The sequence below is a fragment of the Curtobacterium sp. MCPF17_001 genome (genome assembly GCF_003234615.1).
GTDB lineage: Bacteria > Actinomycetota > Actinomycetes > Actinomycetales > Microbacteriaceae > Curtobacterium.
Genome location: NZ_QKSL01000002.1, coordinates 318,454 through 332,716 on the forward strand (window position 1 = coordinate 318,454; position 14,263 = coordinate 332,716).

Genomic DNA, 14,263 nt, shown 5'->3' on the forward strand with positions numbered 1-14,263 from the left:
CCGACGTCCGCCCGTCCGCCCTCTCAAGCGGGGCGGTCCCGTCAGGCCGTCCGGAACCCCAGCAGCTCGAGCACCTCGGCGGACTCCTCCTCCGGTGAGCGGTCGGCGGTGACAGTGAGATGCGCCTCGTCCGGCTGCGGCGGCTCGAGGGTCGCCAGCTGCGATGCGAGCAGGGACGCCGGCATGAAGTGCCCGGACCGCGAGGACATCCGCTCCTCGAGCAGGGCCCGGTCCGCGGCGACGTGCACGAAGACCACCCCGGAGGCCCGCAGCACGTCCCGGTACGACCGCTTCAGTGCCGAGCAGGTCACCACCCCGTTCGTCCCGGCGTCGAGGTGGCCGCGGATCCAGCCGGCGACGACGTCGAGCCACGGCCAGCGGTCCTCGTCCGTCAAGGCTGTGCCGGCGTGCATCTTCGCGACGTTCGCCTCGGGGTGCATGCTGTCCCCCTCCGCGAACTCCCACCCGAGCTCGTCGGCGACCATCGCCGCGACGGTGGACTTGCCGGAACCGGAGACGCCCATCACCACGAGCACCTGGGGGTCCAGCGTCCGGGACTCCGAGCGGGGCTGCCGTCCGTCCGACTGTCCGCTCATCGGATGAAGATCCCGGCGACGAGCACGCCGACCAGACCGATGACCGAGATCAGGCACTCGAGCACCGACCACGACTTGAAGGTCTGTCCCACCGAGGTGTTGAGGTACCCCTTCACCAACCAGAACCCGGCGTCGTTGACGTGCGACAGGAACACCGACCCGGCGCCGATCGCGAGCACGAGCAGTGACGTCATCGGGGACGACAGGTCGTGGGCGATCGGGGCCATGATGCCCGCGGCCGTGACGGTCGCGACGGTGGCGGACCCGGTGGCGACGCGGACGAGCGCGGCGACCACCCAGGCGACGAGGAGTACCGAGATGCCGGAGTCCTTGACCGCGTCGGCGATCACGCCGCCGATGCCCGTGTCGATGAGCACCTGCTTGAAGCCACCGCCGGCACCGACGATGAGGAGCACCCCGGCGACCGGCGGCAGCGCGCTCTCGAGCGACTTCGCGACCGCGGACCGGTCCATGCCGCCGCCGATCGCGAAGAAGACCATCGCGTAGACGGTCGCGATGCCGATCGCGATCATCGGCGTCCCGAGGAAGTCGAGCACGCCCACCCAGGCACCATCCGCGTCCGGGGCGGTGGCCTCGCGGATCGCCTGCGCGAGCATGAGCACGACGGGCAGCAGGATGCCGACCAGCGCGACGGCGAACGACGGGCTGCGCGGCTCGCTGATCACCCGCGTGAAGTCGCTCTTGCCGTGGGGCAGGGACGCGGTGTCCTCCGTGGCGGGGGTGCGGCGGGCCTCCCGGCCGGGGTGCGCTGGGTCCTCGCCCCGCGCGCCGAAGATGTCCGGCACCGGGACGTCGACCCAGCGCGCTGCGAAGCGGGCGAAGACCGGGCCGGCCAGGACGATGACGGGGATCGCGAGCACGATGCCGAACGCCAGCGTCGTGCCGAGGTCCGCACCCACCGTCGAGACGGCGACCAGCGGACCGGGGTGCGGCGGGACGAACGCGTGCATCGTGGAGAGCCCGGCGAGGGCCGGGATCGCGATCTTCATGATCGGGACGGAGCTGCGCTTGGCGACCAGGACGATGATCGGGATGAGCAGGACCAGGCCGACCTCGAAGAACATCGGCAGGCCGATCAGCGCACCGATCAGTGCCATCGTCCAGGGCAGCGCGGCGGCGGACGAGCGGCGGACCAGGGTGTCGACGACCCGGTCGGCGGCGCCGGAGTCGACGAGGAGCTTGCCGAACATCGAGCCGAGGCCGACGAGGATGCCGACGCTCGTCATGGTCGCGCCGAAGCCGTCCCCGAAGCTCGTGACCGCCTTCTCCGGTGCGAGTCCGGCACCGAGGCCGACGCCGAGCGCACCGATCGTCAGGGCGACGAAGGGGTGCACCTTGAGCCAGGTGATGAGCGCGATGATCACCACGATGCCGACGAGGGCGGCGATGACGAGTTGCGGGATCGGACCGGACGGGTCGACCGTCTCGGTCCCGGCGGCGAGCACGTGGTCCGGGATCGCCGGGGTGGTCTGGAGGTGAGGCATCTGCGCCCCTTCCTGGAGCAGCTCCTGCGCTGCTGCCGTCCTGCTGCTGGTGCCGGGCCGACCGGGGTGCTGATCCCGGCTGCGGTCGCCGATGCAATAATCTGATTAATCAGACTACATCGTCGTCGTCCGCGCGCCACCCGGGCTCAGGCGCAGTCTGCCGCTGCAATGGTCACCGCGTCACGCATCCGCGTGACCAGGTCCTTCGAGGAGGAACGATGCCGACACCCGGCGGCCTGCACGCCCACGTGCTCGACACGCTCGGGCAGCGCATCGTCGACGGCACCCTCGCCCCCGGCACCGTGCTCCGCCCGGACGACGTCGTCGCCGAGTTCGGCGTCTCGCGGTCCGTCGTCCGCGAGGCACTACGTGTCCTGCAGTCCCTCGGACTGGTGGAACCACGGCAGCGCGTCGGCACGCAGGTGCAGCCGTCGACCCGCTGGGAACTCCTGGCCCCGTCGGTGATCCGCTGGCGGGGCACCTCCGGGGCGTACTTCACCCAGCAGCGCGAGCTCCTGGACCTCCGGCTGGGCATCGAGCCGGTCGCCGCGGGCCTCACCGCGGAACACGGCGGAGCGGCGGCCGACGCCGTGCTCTCCGCCGCGCAGGAGATGGTCGCCGCAGCGTCCGCGGGTGACGGGCGCGCCTACCTCGACGCCGACGTCCGCTTCCACCGCGCGCTGCTCACCGGCTCCGGCAACGCGGTCTTCGCCCACTTCGCGGGCACCGTCGAGGCGCTGCTGCGCACCCGGACGAGCGAGTCACGGGACACGATCACCGGGTGGACGGCGGGGGCGGCGGCCCGGCACGAAGCCGTCGGTCGGGCGGTCGTCGGACGGGAGGCCCGGGTCGCCTCCGCAGCGGCCGCCGACCTGGTGCGCACCACGCGGGACGAGTTCGTCGCCGAAGCGGGTTGAGGACGGATCGGGACGGAGTCCCGTTCGGCGGTCGACGTCAGTCGCGCGGACCGAACAGCGGCTTGCGGGTGCTCCGCAGGCGCAACCGCATCGTGACCGTGCCGAGCCACCGGTCGTACTTGTAGCCGACGCGGCCCATCCGCCCGACCTCCTCGAAGCCGAGCCGCTCGTGCAGCCGGATCGACGCGTCCGCGGACCGGTCGGCGATCACGGCGATCACCTCCCGGACGCCGACGGTCCGACAGGCGTCGAGGAGCGCCTCCATCAGCGCCCGGCCGAGGCCCTTGCCGCCCGCCGCGGCGCCGAGGTAGATCGAGTCCTCGACCACCCGGTTCGACCGGTCGCGGATGTTCCACGGCTCGACGAGCGCGTACCCGAGCACCTGTCCGGACGGGTTCTCCGCGACCAGGAACGGCAGCTTGCGACGCTGGACCTCGTCGAACCGCTTCTTCCAGGCCGCGAAGGTGAACGCGGCCGCGTCGAAGGTCACGGACGAGTTGCGCACGTAGTGCGTGTGGATCTCGCGGACCTCGGGCAGGTCCGCAGCCGTGGCGGGACGGATCGCGTACGCGAACGCCGGCTCGACCGGCGCCGGGGTACGCAGGTGGCGCGGCAGGACGCGCCGCTGCTGGTATTCCTCCTCGAGCACGACACGAGCCTACGGGAGGCCCGTCACGCCTCCGCCGGCAGTGTCCACTCGACGGGGTCGGCCCCCTGGGCGACGAGCAGGTCGTTCACAGCCGAGAACGGACGGCTGCCGAAGAACCCGCGGGCGGCGCTGAGCGGGCTGGGGTGGGCCGACGCCACGACCGGGGTGTCACCGAGCAGCGGTCGGACCGACGCGGCCTGCGCACCCCAGAGCACGGCGACGAGCGGACGGTCGCGGGCGACGAGCGCCTCGACCGCCCGCTCGGTGACCCGTTCCCAGCCCTTGCCGCGGTGGCTGGCGGGTTCGCCGACGCCCACCGTCAGCACGCGGTTGAGCAGCAGCACGCCCTGGTCCGACCAGGCGCGGAGGTCACCGTGCGGCGGCGGCGTGACGCCGAGGTCGTCGTGGAGTTCGCGGTAGACGTTCTGCAGGCTGCGCGGGACCGGCCGCACGTGCGGGTCGACGGCGAAGGACAGCCCGATCGGGTGTCCGGGCGTCGGGTACGGGTCCTGGCCGACGACGAGCACCTTCACCCGGTCGAACGGCTCCTCGAAGGCGCGGAGCACGGCGGGACCGGCGGGCAGGTACGGACGACCGGCCTCGGTCTCGGCACGGAGCCAGGCGCCGATGCGGTGGACGTCGTCCTCGACGGGCGCGAGCGCTGCCGCCCAGCCCGGGTCGACCAGGTCGGCGAGGGGCTTCGGCTGCACGCTCAGGCGCCCATGGTGGCGACCGAGACGGACTCGTCGCCCGCCACCACCCGCCAGACGCTCCCCGTGCCCCGGACCTCGAGGGCGCCTTCGCCGACGACCAGCGTGGTGTCCTCGTCGACGGCCAGGCCCGCGGTGACGAACTCGGCTTCGGCGGCGGCGACCAGGCGGGCGAGGGTGCCGGCCTGGACCGCGTGGACGTCGATGGTCAGGTCGACGAGCCCGAGCCCTTCGCGGAGCTCGACCTCGTCGAGCCCCTCGGACGCGGCCTCGGGACACACCTCGACGCCGCCGATGCGGAAACCGCCGACCAGGGCGCGGTCCGCGGCGATCATCGCGCCGGCGGAGTAGCCGAGGTAGGGCAGCCCGTCGGAGACGAGCAGGCGGATCTGGTCGACGAGCGGAGCGACGGCGTCCAGGTAGTCGGGGGTACGACCGCCGCCCACGACGAGGGCGTCGACGTCGCTGAGGACGGTGGTCTCGAAGACCGCGCCCGCCGAGATCTCGGTCACCAGCACCTCGGCGGCGCGGGACCCTCCGAGGACCTCGGCGATGTCCGCGGTCGACGACGGCGAGGCCCCGTCCGCGGAGGCGACGGAGAGCAGTGCGATGCGCGGGACGGTCCGTCCCACGGCGGCCGAACGGGCGGTGGCCTCGGCGGTGAAGGCCGCGGCGGCGTCCGCGGCGACGAAGGGGCCGCCGCCGACGAGATGGATGCTCACGACTCGGCCGTCACCGGTGCGAGGGCGCTCCACGGGAACGTGATCCAGCCGTCGACACGACGCCACACGTGGTCCGGCTCGAGGACGGTGCCGGGCTTCGAGTACAGGCAGGCGCTCCGGACGTCGGCACCGGCGGTGCGGATGATGTCGACCACGAGCGCAAGGGTGCGACCGGAGTCGGACACGTCGTCCACGACCAGGACCCGCTTGCCGGCGAGGCTCGGCGCGTCGAGGGCCGGAGCGAGCACGACCGGCTCCTCCAGGCGCTGCTCGACGTCGGTGTAGAACTCGACGTTGATGGAGCCGCACTCCTTGGTGCCGAGGGCGTAGGCGACGGCACCGGCGATGATGAGCCCACCACGGGCGACGGCCACGACGACCTCGGGCTCGAAGCCGGCGGACAGGACGTCCTTCGCCAGCAGCCGGGCTGCGTCGCCGAACTCGAGCCAGCCGAGCACCTCCGGTCCGCTCGTCACGGTCACGGTCGACGAGGCGGGAGACTCCGCGGGTTCGCTGCTGATCGGCATCCGCCCACGGTACCGGCAGGGATGCTCCGCCCGCGACCCGTGATCGCCGCCCGGGCGCTGCGGGCCGCCGGCGGCACCCCGGCCGCTACGCCTTCGGGGTCAGCGGCCCGCGGGCGAGCTTGTGCTGCGCCGACTGGGCCACCGGCCGGACGGTCACCAGGTCCAGGTTGACGTGGGCCGGCAGTTCGACGGCGTGCACGATCGCCTCGGCCACGTCGTCGGCGACAAGTGGTGCCTCCACCCCGTCGTAGACCGCCGCGGCCGCGTCGCTGTCGCCACCGAACCGCACCAGTGCGAACTCGTCGGTCTTCACCATGCCCGGCGCGATCTCGACGACCCGGATCGGTTCGCCGTTCAACTCGAGTCGGAGCACGCCGACCAGGGCGTGCTCGGCGTGCTTCGCGGCGACGTACCCGCCGCCGTTCTCGTAGGCGACGAAGCCCGCCGTGCTCGTCACGGTCACGACGTCCGCGCCGCCGGTCTCGCCGGCACGACGACGGAGTGCCGGCAGGAGGGCAGCGGTGACGCGCTTCGTGCCGAGGACGTTCACCTCGAACATCGCCCGCCAGTCGTCGACGTCGCTGTGCTCGACCGAGGCCGACCCGAACGCTCCCCCGGCGTTGTTGACGAGCACGTCCGCGCCGCCGAGCTCGTCCACCCGTGCGGCGAGCGCCGCCACGTCGGCGGAGTCCGTGACGTCGACCACCAGGGTGTCCGCACCGGTCTCCGTGGCGAGCGCCTCGAGCCGGTCGGCTCGGCGGGCGACGGCGAGGACGTCCCACCCGTGTCGGCGGAACAGGCGGACGGTGGCGGCGCCGATGCCCGAGCTGGCTCCGGTGACGACGGCTCGACGTGTGGTCATGATGCTCCTCGCGGGTCGGGGACGGTGGGCGGCCCGGGGCAACGCTACCGACACCGGGGCAGCCGCCGGACGGTAACGTGCGGAGGATGACGACGGACGCCGCCCCTCCCGCGCCCTCTGCCCCGGCGGGCGCGCTCGACCCGGGTCGGATCCGGCGGCGGATCCCGATGTGGGACACGGCACGCTTCCTGGCGGTGACGCTCGTGGTGATCGGGCACGCGATCCAGCGGCAGACGACGGGCAGTGAGCACGCGTTGGCGCTGTACACGTTCATCTACGCGTTCCACATGCCGGCGTTCGGGGTGATCAGCGGGTACTTCTCGTCGGCGGACACCCCGACGGCGAAGCGGATGCGGCGGACGTTCACGGACATCGTGGTGCCGTACATCATCATGCAGACGATCTGGACCGTGGTGCAGGCGGTGGTGGAGGGTGGCAAGGAGTTCAACCCGACGAAGCCGACGTGGACGCTCTGGTTCCTGTTGGCGTTGGGGATCTTCCGGCTGATCCTGCCGTACCTGGCGCAGCTGCGGGCACCGCTGGTGTGGGCGGTGGTGCTGAGCATCGGTGTCGGGTACTTCGACAACGTGGACTCGACGCTGTCCCTCGGCCGGGCGATCAGCCTGCTGCCGTTCTTCCTGCTCGGGTGGCAGGTGAAGCAGTGGGGGCTGTTCGACCGCTGGTACGAGGCGTCCCGGCGGACGGTGGTCCGGGTGCGGGTCCTCGCGGGTGTGGTGTTCCTGGCGTGGGCGGTGTCGTGCGCGCTGTGGATCCCGCAGTTCAAGGAGTTCGACCTGCACCACTGGTTCTTCTACGACGACTCGTACTCAGGACTCGGCGAGGACGCGTGGTGGGCCGGCGGGGTCCGCTTCGGGCTGATGCTGTTGGCGACGCTGTTGACGGCGTCGTTCCTGGTCCTCGTGCCGCGCCGGACGGTCTGGTTGACGCGGTTCGGTGCGGCGACGATGTACGTGTACCTGCTGCACACGTTCCTGCTCTACCCGATCCGCGAGTCGGGGGTGCTGGCGGGTGAGCACTCGGCGTGGCCGTTCGTGCTGCTGATGGTGCTGGTGGCGTGTGCGGTGAGCCTGTTCCTGGCACAGCCGTTCGTGCGGCGCGGGATGCGGTGGTTGCTCGAGCCGAAGGTCGACTGGCTGTTCCGCCGGGACCCGGCCTGAGCGGCGCCGACGCGTGACCGCCGTCGTCAGGCGCGGAGCGTGTCGCTCGGGCGTTCCCCGAACCGTTCGGCGTAGTACCCGGCGAAGCGTCCGAGGTGCACGAACCCGAGCTGACGGGCGATGGCCGCGACGCTGACCTCGCCCGGTCGAGCGTCGGCCAGCAGGGTGCGGGCTCGACGGAGTCGTGCCTCGCGCAGGGCCTCGAGCGGCGTGGGCAGGTCGTTCCGCCCGAAGGCCTGCTGGAGTCCGCGTTGGCTGAGGCCGGCGGCTGCGGCGAGGTCGGCCGTCGTGATCGGCTCGGTCAGGTGGGCTTCGATGTAGTCGAGCGCGCGGATGACGTTCGCCGGGTGGCCGGGGAAGCGTGGGAAGGCCGGGGCGGGCGCGAAGGCGTCGAGGACCCGGCGGCTCACCGCGTCCACCATGCGTGCCCGGGTGAGGCGGTCAGCGGCCGGGTCGAGGAGGACCGGGGTCGACGCGGCGAGCGTGCGCTGCAGTGCGGCGAGTCCCTCGGGGTCCGGCGTCTGGGCGAACCGGAGCGGTTCCGCGTGCTCGCCGCTCCGCGCCAGGTGGAGCGCTTCGAGGGCCGGGCCGTCGATGTCGATCGTGTGCAGCGTGATGCTCGGCGGGGCCTCGATGGTGAAGGGGCGGCCGGTCGGGTAGACGGCGGGGGTGCCGGCGCTGACGACGAGTTCGGTGTCGGCGCCGCCGTCGATGGCCAGTTCACCGTCGTGCGCCCAGGTGACGAGGTAGCGGCCCTGGGGCTCGATCCGGCCCCAGCGGCGAGCGCTGAGCGCTGAACTCCGCAGTCGCAACCGCTCGTCACCCACGGCACGCAGCCGGTACCCGAACGGCCGGTCCTCGTCCTGCGTGAGCCGCACGGCGTGCGCGTCGTGCACACGCTCGTAGAAGTGGGTGGCCTCGTCGATGTCCCGGCCGGCCACGTCGTGCCGTCTGACGTGCGAGCGTCCGGGCTGCTCGGGCGGGTTCGGAGAGGGCATGACGGCGACACTGTAGGTCACGCGCGTTCCCCGTCGCGACACGAGCGGACCCGTCGTCCACTTCCCGTCATCCCGGGAGGCCCGTCCGCCTCGGCACCGCGCGTTACGTCCGACGACTCCCCCGCTGGTGCCCGCCCGGTCAGCTGCGTAGCGTGACGCGCGACGGAAGAGGAGCCCCGATGACCACGAACGACGGAGCCGCCTGGCGGTTCGAGACCACGCAGGTGCACGCGGGTGCCGCACCGGACCCGACCACGGGTGCCCGGGCGACGCCGATCTACAAGACGACCTCGTACGTGTTCGAGAACTCGGACCACGCCCGCGACCTGTTCGCGCTGGCGCAGCCGGGGAACATCTACTCGCGGATCATGAACCCGACGAACGACGTCGTGGAGCAGCGCATCGCCGCGCTCGAGGGCGGGACCGGGGCGTTGCTCGTGTCGAGCGGCCAGGCGGCGGAGACCTACGCGGTGCTCAACATCGCGGGTGCCGGTGACCACATCGTGTCGTCGTCGTCGATCTACGGCGGCACCTACAACCTGTTCAAGTACACGCTGGCGAAGCTCGGCATCGAGACGACGTTCGTCGAGGACCAGGACGACCCGGAGGAGTGGCGTCGCGCGGTCCGTCCGAACACGAAGCTGTTCTTCGCCGAGACCATCGGCAACCCGCGCATCAACGTGCTCGACATCGAGACCGTCGCGGGCGTCGCACACGAGTCCGGTGTGCCCCTGATCGTCGACAACACGATCGCGACGCCGTACCTGATCCGTCCGTTCGAGCACGGCGCGGACATCGTGGTGCACTCGGCGACGAAGTTCCTCGGCGGACACGGCACCGTCATCGGCGGCATCATCGTCGACGGTGGCACGTTCGCGTGGTCCGAGCACGCCGAGCGGTTCCCGGAGTTCAGCACCCCGGACCCTTCGTACCACGGGGCGGTGTTCTCGCAGGCCGTCGGTGACGCGCTGGCGTACATCGTCAAGGCCCGCGTGCAGTTGCTCCGCGACCTCGGTGCGTCGAACTCGGCGGACACGGCGTTCGCGCTCCTGCAGGGCATCGAGACGCTGAGCCTGCGGATCGAACGGCACGTCTCCAACGCGCAGGAGATCGCAGAGTGGCTGGACCGGCACCCGGACGTCGCCACGGTCGCCTACGCGGGGCTGCCGACGAGCCCGTGGTACCCGGCGGCGACGAAGTACGCGCCCCGTGGTGTCGGCGCCGTGCTGTCCTTCGAACTGAAGGGCGGCGTCGACGCAGGGCGAGCACTGGTCGACGAGCTGCAGCTGTTCTCGCACCTGGCGAACATCGGTGACGTCCGCTCGCTCGTGATCCACCCGGCGTCCACCACCCACTCGCAGCTGACCCCCGAGCAGCAGCTCACCACCGGGGTCACGCCGGGCCTGGTGCGCCTGTCGGTCGGGATCGAGAACGTCGAGGACCTCAAGGCCGATCTCGAGGCCGGGCTCGCCGCGGCCCGCGCCGTCGCCCAGGCGGGCCTGCGCGCCTGACCCGTGCCGCGCCTCCCGACTGAGGCACCCGCGGGACGCAACGTGGGCGGCTCCTCGCAGCGGTACTCCGTCGCGGGAACCCGCCCACGTTGCGTCCCGCGGGGCTGCCACGCCGGGCGCGACGTAACACGGCGGCGGCGAGCCGCGCCTCCAGGGAGGATGGACGCACCATGGACTGGCAGACGACTCCCGAGGACTCCGTGCCGTCCACCCTGGTGCCCGGCGCCGAGCTCGGCACCCTCGGCAAGCCGCCGGTCACCGGTGCGTGGCGGCCGGGCGACCCGCCCGGCGCACGGCGCTTCGAGGCGCTCGGCGAGCAGTTCGTCCGCGGCGGCCGGATCCCGTCGGTCCGCGTCGCGTACGAGACCTGGGGGACGCTCTCCCCCGCGAAGGACAACGTCGTCCTGGTGTTCCACGCCCTGACCGGCGACTCGCACGTCGCGGGCCCGCCCGGACCGGGGCACCGCACGGCGGGCTGGTGGGGTGACGTCGTCGGACCCGGACGCGCCATCGACACCGACCGCTGGTTCGTCGTCGCGCCGAACATGCTCGGCGGTTGCCAGGGCACCACCGGGCCGTCCTCGGTCGCACCCGACGGCGTCGAGTGGGGCTCCCGGTTCCCGTTCGTCACGATCCGCGACCAGGTCGCCACGCAGCTCCGGTTGGCCGACCGGCTCGGCATCGAGCGCTTCGCCGCCGTCGTCGGTGGCTCGATGGGCGGCATGCACGCCCTGGAGGCCGCCGTCACCGCCCCGGAACGCGTCGCCCGGCTCGCGGTCCTGGCGAGCACCGCGCAGACCACCGCGGACCAGATCGCCGCGAACTCCCTGCAGCGTGCCGCGATCCAGATGGACCCGGGGTTCGCCGGCGGCGACCACCACGACGCCGAACCCGGCGAGGGCCCGCACCGGGGACTGGCGCTGGCGCGGCGGATGGCGATGATGACCTACCGGGCCTCGGACGAGCTCAACGGCCGGTTCGCCCGCTCGTGGCAGAGCGACGTCTCCCCGCTCGGCGACGACGGACGGTTCTCGGTGGAGAGCTACCTCGACTTCCACGGCAACAAGTTCACCCGACGGTTCGACGCGGCGTCCTACGTCGCCCTCACGCACGCGATGGACTCGCACGACGTCGGTGCCGGCCGCGGCGGAGTGGCTGCGGCGCTCGCCCGGGTGCGCGCTCAGACGCTCGTCGTCGGCATCTCCAGCGACCGGCTCTTCCCCGTCGAGGACCAGCACCGGATCGCCGCCGGGGTGCCCGACACGCTGGACGGCGACCGCGCCGCGGTGATCACGAGCGAGTTCGGTCACGACGGTTTCCTCATCGAACACGAGGCCGTCGGGGCGCACCTGCGGCGACTGCTCGACTGATCGGGGTGCATCGGTGTCCCCGGAAGACGGGACACCCGCAGACCGATCCGTCGACCCCCGCGCGCCGAAGACCCCACTACGGGTGTCGCCCGTGGAATGATGCAGAGTGCACGGTCTCGACCAGTGCTCGGTTTCCCAAGACCAACCAGCTTCCCGAACCAGGAACAGCCAGGACCAACGATGGAACTCCTCGCGCAGGAACGCGACCGCCTCCTCCGGTCGACGACCCGTGTCGTGGGCGTCGTCTGCGCGCTCGTCAGCGTCGTGGGCGTGGCCACGTCCCTCGCCGTCCCCGTGGCACAGCTCGTCCTCGGACTCGGCTGCATCGCCGTGATGGTCGGGGCGCTCCTCGCGTTCGGGGCCAACGGTTCGACCTGGTGGACGGCCACCACCGTCGTCGCCGGTCTCGGCGCCGTGACGATCCTCACCACGGCCGTCGCGGCGGACGACCGCGGCGTGATCGCCAGCGCACTCGTCCCGCTCGCCGGCGGTGGACTCGCCTCCCTGCTCATGGCGCAGCGCGGACACCGGGTCGGACTCGGCCTCGCCGCCGGTGCCGGAGTCGTCTCCGTCGGGCTGATGAGCTGGGCCAGCGGCGCCGTCCTCAGCGCCCCGGTCAGCGGCGTGCTCCTCGGTTGGGTCCTCGTCGCCGTCGTCGCCGTCTGGATCAGCCGCAGCATCCCGCGCGTGGCTCGTCGCATCTACAGCATCGGCACCGCTCACCGCGCCGAACGCCAGGCCAGCGAGACCGAGGCGCAGCGACGACAGGGCGCCCGACTGCTGCACGACACCGTGCTCGCCACCCTGACCCTGCTGGCGCACTCCGGCGTCGGCGTCTCCGAGCACGCGATGCGGGAGCAGGCCGCGGAGGACGCACGACTCCTCCGCCACCTCCGCCTCGGCGCGACCCCGCAGCCACAGCAGTCCGGTGACTACTCCCTCACCCGGACCGAGGAGTCCCCGCTCGGCCAGACCCTGGAGTCCGTCAAGCAGCGCTTCGGCCGCATGGGTCTCGAGGTCGCCTGGCACGGCACCGGGCAGGTCCTGCTGCCGAAGCACGTGCTCGACGCGTTCCTGCTCGCGCTCGGCGAGTGCCTGGAGAACGTCCGACGCCACGCCGGCGTCCCCGAGGCGCACGTCACGATCGTGCACGACGAGGCGATGGTGCGCGCGATGGTCACCGACTCCGGCGTCGGCTTCGAACTCGACACCATCAGCGCCGAACGGCTCGGCTTCAAGGAGAGCGTCGTGAACCGCCTCCGCGAGGTCGGCGGCGACGCCCGCCTGTTCTCGGCACCCGGTGCCGGCACCACCGTCGTCCTGGAGGCACCCCGATGAGCGGCGTCCCGGAGGACACCATCAGCCACGGCCTGCCCGGTGAGCAGACCGCCCCCCGCACCCGCCGGGAGGCCCGCGAACGCTACCGGGGCACAGAACGACGACAGGCGCGCGGCCTGCCCTCCACCTCGACCGGCGCCCGCTCGCTCCGACAGGCAGCCCAGCCCGGTGCCTCGCTCGGTGCCGGCCACCTCGGGCTCGGTGCCGCCGTGCTCACCGGACTCGAGGCGCTCGGTGGGATCGTCTTCTTCCTCGTGCACTGGGACGACTACACCAACCCGTGGATGACCGCGACCGCCTGGGCGCTGTTCGTCGTCGCCGCGAGCTGCGTGCTCGCCACGGTCCTCACGTACGGAGAACGACTGACCGGTGTCGCCTTCGGGCTGATCTGCGTCGTGCTCGCCTGCATCGTCACGCTCGACTTCATCGGCATGTGGGACCAGCACGACGTCGGCCACACCGCCACCGCGTCGATGGCGGCCGGGTTCGCGCTGCTGCCGATCACGACCCTCCGGCCCGCCCGTGAGGTCATCGCCGCGATCGTCGGCCTCGGCCTGGCGTTCGCCGTCTACGCCGTGGTGTCCACCCCGCTGACGACCGAGACCCTGCCCGGCATCGTCACCATGCTCGCGGTCACCGTCGTCCCGCCGTCCGTGGCGCTGTTCGTCGTGCACCGGTTCCGGCAGCTCGTGCAGCGCGAACTCGACCGGGTGCTCGTGCAGAGCAACGTCGGCGCCCCGCAGTTCGCCGTCGGGATGCTCGCCTCGGACGAACTCGCGCGCCTGGACCTCGCCGCCGAGAAGCTGCTCGACGCCGTCGCGAACGGCTCCGACCCGTTGCCGCTCTCCGACGCGTCGGCCTCGGACGCCGCGTCCCTCGCCACCGAGCTCCGCCTGCACCTGATCGAGGGCCGCCGCGAGACCTGGCTCTACCACGCGATCACGGAGTCCGACAACCTCGGCCGTTCCGTCGCCGTCACCGACCCGAGCGCCCTCGCGGGCCACCTCACCCCCGCCCAGCGCGACGGCCTGCTCCAGGCGCTGTGGCAGATGGTCGGCGACGGCCGCGCCCAGCAGCCCGGTGTGCCCGTCGTCTCGGTCACCCTCGGTCCCGTCGGCAGCGACGGCCACCCGGTCACCGACGACACCATGGACGTCCCGGTCGTCATCGAGTCGCGCGGGGTCCCCCGCCGCCGCCTCGGCCCGGCCGCGTGGACCGCCCTGCAGCGCATCGGGCCCTACACCGACAGCGTCCGCGACGGCGTGCTGCACGTCACGGCGCACTGCGTCGTCAACCGGCACCCGCAGATGTGACGCACCACGAGCCTCCCGGCAGCGATGCCGGCACGCAGCGAGTGCCGCTACCGGAAAACATGGCCAG

At 72.4% G+C, this 14,263-nt stretch carries 14 protein-coding genes; 6 read left to right on the plus strand and 8 right to left on the minus strand.

Annotated elements, in window-relative coordinates; all coding sequences use genetic code 11:
• Nucleotides 1–41: 41 nt before the first annotated feature.
• Entirely contained in the window at nucleotides 42–596 is a 555-nt protein-coding gene (locus tag DEJ24_RS03570; protein ID WP_111077290.1) for a gluconokinase, read from the minus strand.
• On the minus strand, nucleotides 593–2,101 hold the full coding sequence (locus DEJ24_RS03575) for a GntP family permease (RefSeq protein WP_111077291.1): 1,509 nt from the start codon (nucleotides 2,099–2,101) through the stop codon (nucleotides 593–595). Before DEJ24_RS03575 ends, DEJ24_RS03570 begins: the two co-directional genes overlap by 4 nt.
• A gap of 218 nt (nucleotides 2,102–2,319) precedes the next feature.
• On the opposite strand from DEJ24_RS03575, the gene DEJ24_RS03580 reads away from it, so the two are divergent.
• Nucleotides 2,320–3,018: a FadR/GntR family transcriptional regulator gene (locus tag DEJ24_RS03580; protein WP_111077292.1), complete on the plus strand. Its 699-nt coding sequence runs from the start codon at nucleotides 2,320–2,322 to the stop codon at nucleotides 3,016–3,018.
• A gap of 37 nt (nucleotides 3,019–3,055) precedes the next feature.
• On the opposite strand, the gene DEJ24_RS03585 is transcribed toward DEJ24_RS03580, so the two are convergent.
• The 5 genes from DEJ24_RS03585 to DEJ24_RS03605 all read right to left on the minus strand — a co-directional run bounded on the left by DEJ24_RS03585 (nucleotide 3,056) and on the right by DEJ24_RS03605 (nucleotide 6,488).
• A complete protein-coding gene (locus tag DEJ24_RS03585) occupies nucleotides 3,056–3,667 on the minus strand; it encodes a GNAT family N-acetyltransferase (RefSeq protein ID WP_111077293.1) in 612 nt (203 codons plus the stop codon).
• A 23-nt stretch (nucleotides 3,668–3,690) separates the two neighbouring features.
• On the minus strand, nucleotides 3,691–4,377 hold the full coding sequence (locus tag DEJ24_RS03590; protein ID WP_111077294.1) for a uracil-DNA glycosylase: 687 nt from the start codon (nucleotides 4,375–4,377) through the stop codon (nucleotides 3,691–3,693).
• 2 nt (nucleotides 4,378–4,379) lie between these two features.
• Nucleotides 4,380–5,099, minus strand: coding sequence for a Type 1 glutamine amidotransferase-like domain-containing protein (locus tag DEJ24_RS03595; RefSeq protein ID WP_181432866.1), 720 nt, complete (start codon nucleotides 5,097–5,099; stop codon nucleotides 4,380–4,382).
• Nucleotides 5,096–5,626 (minus strand): phosphoribosyltransferase, encoded by a 531-nt coding sequence (locus DEJ24_RS03600; protein ID WP_181432864.1) that lies wholly within the window; start codon nucleotides 5,624–5,626, stop codon nucleotides 5,096–5,098. Before DEJ24_RS03600 ends, DEJ24_RS03595 begins: the two co-directional genes overlap by 4 nt.
• Before the next feature lie 85 nt (nucleotides 5,627–5,711).
• Complete coding sequence (locus DEJ24_RS03605; RefSeq protein WP_111077296.1) at nucleotides 5,712–6,488, minus strand: SDR family oxidoreductase; 777 nt, start codon at nucleotides 6,486–6,488, stop codon at nucleotides 5,712–5,714.
• Nucleotides 6,489–6,574: 86 nt separating this feature from the next.
• Here DEJ24_RS03605 and DEJ24_RS03610 point away from each other — a divergent pair, with 86 nt between their 5' ends.
• Nucleotides 6,575–7,666, plus strand: a complete 1,092-nt coding sequence (locus tag DEJ24_RS03610) for an acyltransferase family protein (protein WP_111077297.1) — start codon at nucleotides 6,575–6,577, stop codon at nucleotides 7,664–7,666.
• A gap of 26 nt (nucleotides 7,667–7,692) precedes the next feature.
• Here the strand turns inward: DEJ24_RS03610 and DEJ24_RS03615 are convergent, their stop codons facing one another.
• Complete coding sequence (locus tag DEJ24_RS03615) at nucleotides 7,693–8,664, minus strand: helix-turn-helix domain-containing protein (RefSeq protein WP_146242511.1); 972 nt, start codon at nucleotides 8,662–8,664, stop codon at nucleotides 7,693–7,695.
• Between the two features lie 179 nt (nucleotides 8,665–8,843).
• Here DEJ24_RS03615 and DEJ24_RS03620 point away from each other — a divergent pair, with 179 nt between their 5' ends.
• From DEJ24_RS03620 to DEJ24_RS03635, 4 genes are all read left to right on the plus strand, one after another.
• A complete protein-coding gene (locus tag DEJ24_RS03620; RefSeq protein ID WP_111077299.1) occupies nucleotides 8,844–10,175 on the plus strand; it encodes a bifunctional o-acetylhomoserine/o-acetylserine sulfhydrylase in 1,332 nt (443 codons plus the stop codon).
• A 170-nt stretch (nucleotides 10,176–10,345) separates the two neighbouring features.
• Complete coding sequence (locus DEJ24_RS03625; RefSeq protein WP_111077300.1) at nucleotides 10,346–11,545, plus strand: homoserine O-acetyltransferase; 1,200 nt, start codon at nucleotides 10,346–10,348, stop codon at nucleotides 11,543–11,545.
• Nucleotides 11,546–11,725: 180 nt separating this feature from the next.
• Nucleotides 11,726–12,883, plus strand: coding sequence for a sensor histidine kinase (locus tag DEJ24_RS03630; RefSeq protein WP_111077301.1), 1,158 nt, complete (start codon nucleotides 11,726–11,728; stop codon nucleotides 12,881–12,883).
• Nucleotides 12,880–14,196 carry a hypothetical protein gene (locus tag DEJ24_RS03635; RefSeq protein ID WP_111077302.1) on the plus strand — a complete coding sequence of 439 codons (1,317 nt, stop codon included), beginning with the start codon at nucleotides 12,880–12,882 and terminating at the stop codon, nucleotides 14,194–14,196. The genes DEJ24_RS03630 and DEJ24_RS03635 overlap by 4 nt, the downstream gene beginning before the upstream one ends.
• Nucleotides 14,197–14,263: the final 67 nt, after the last annotated feature.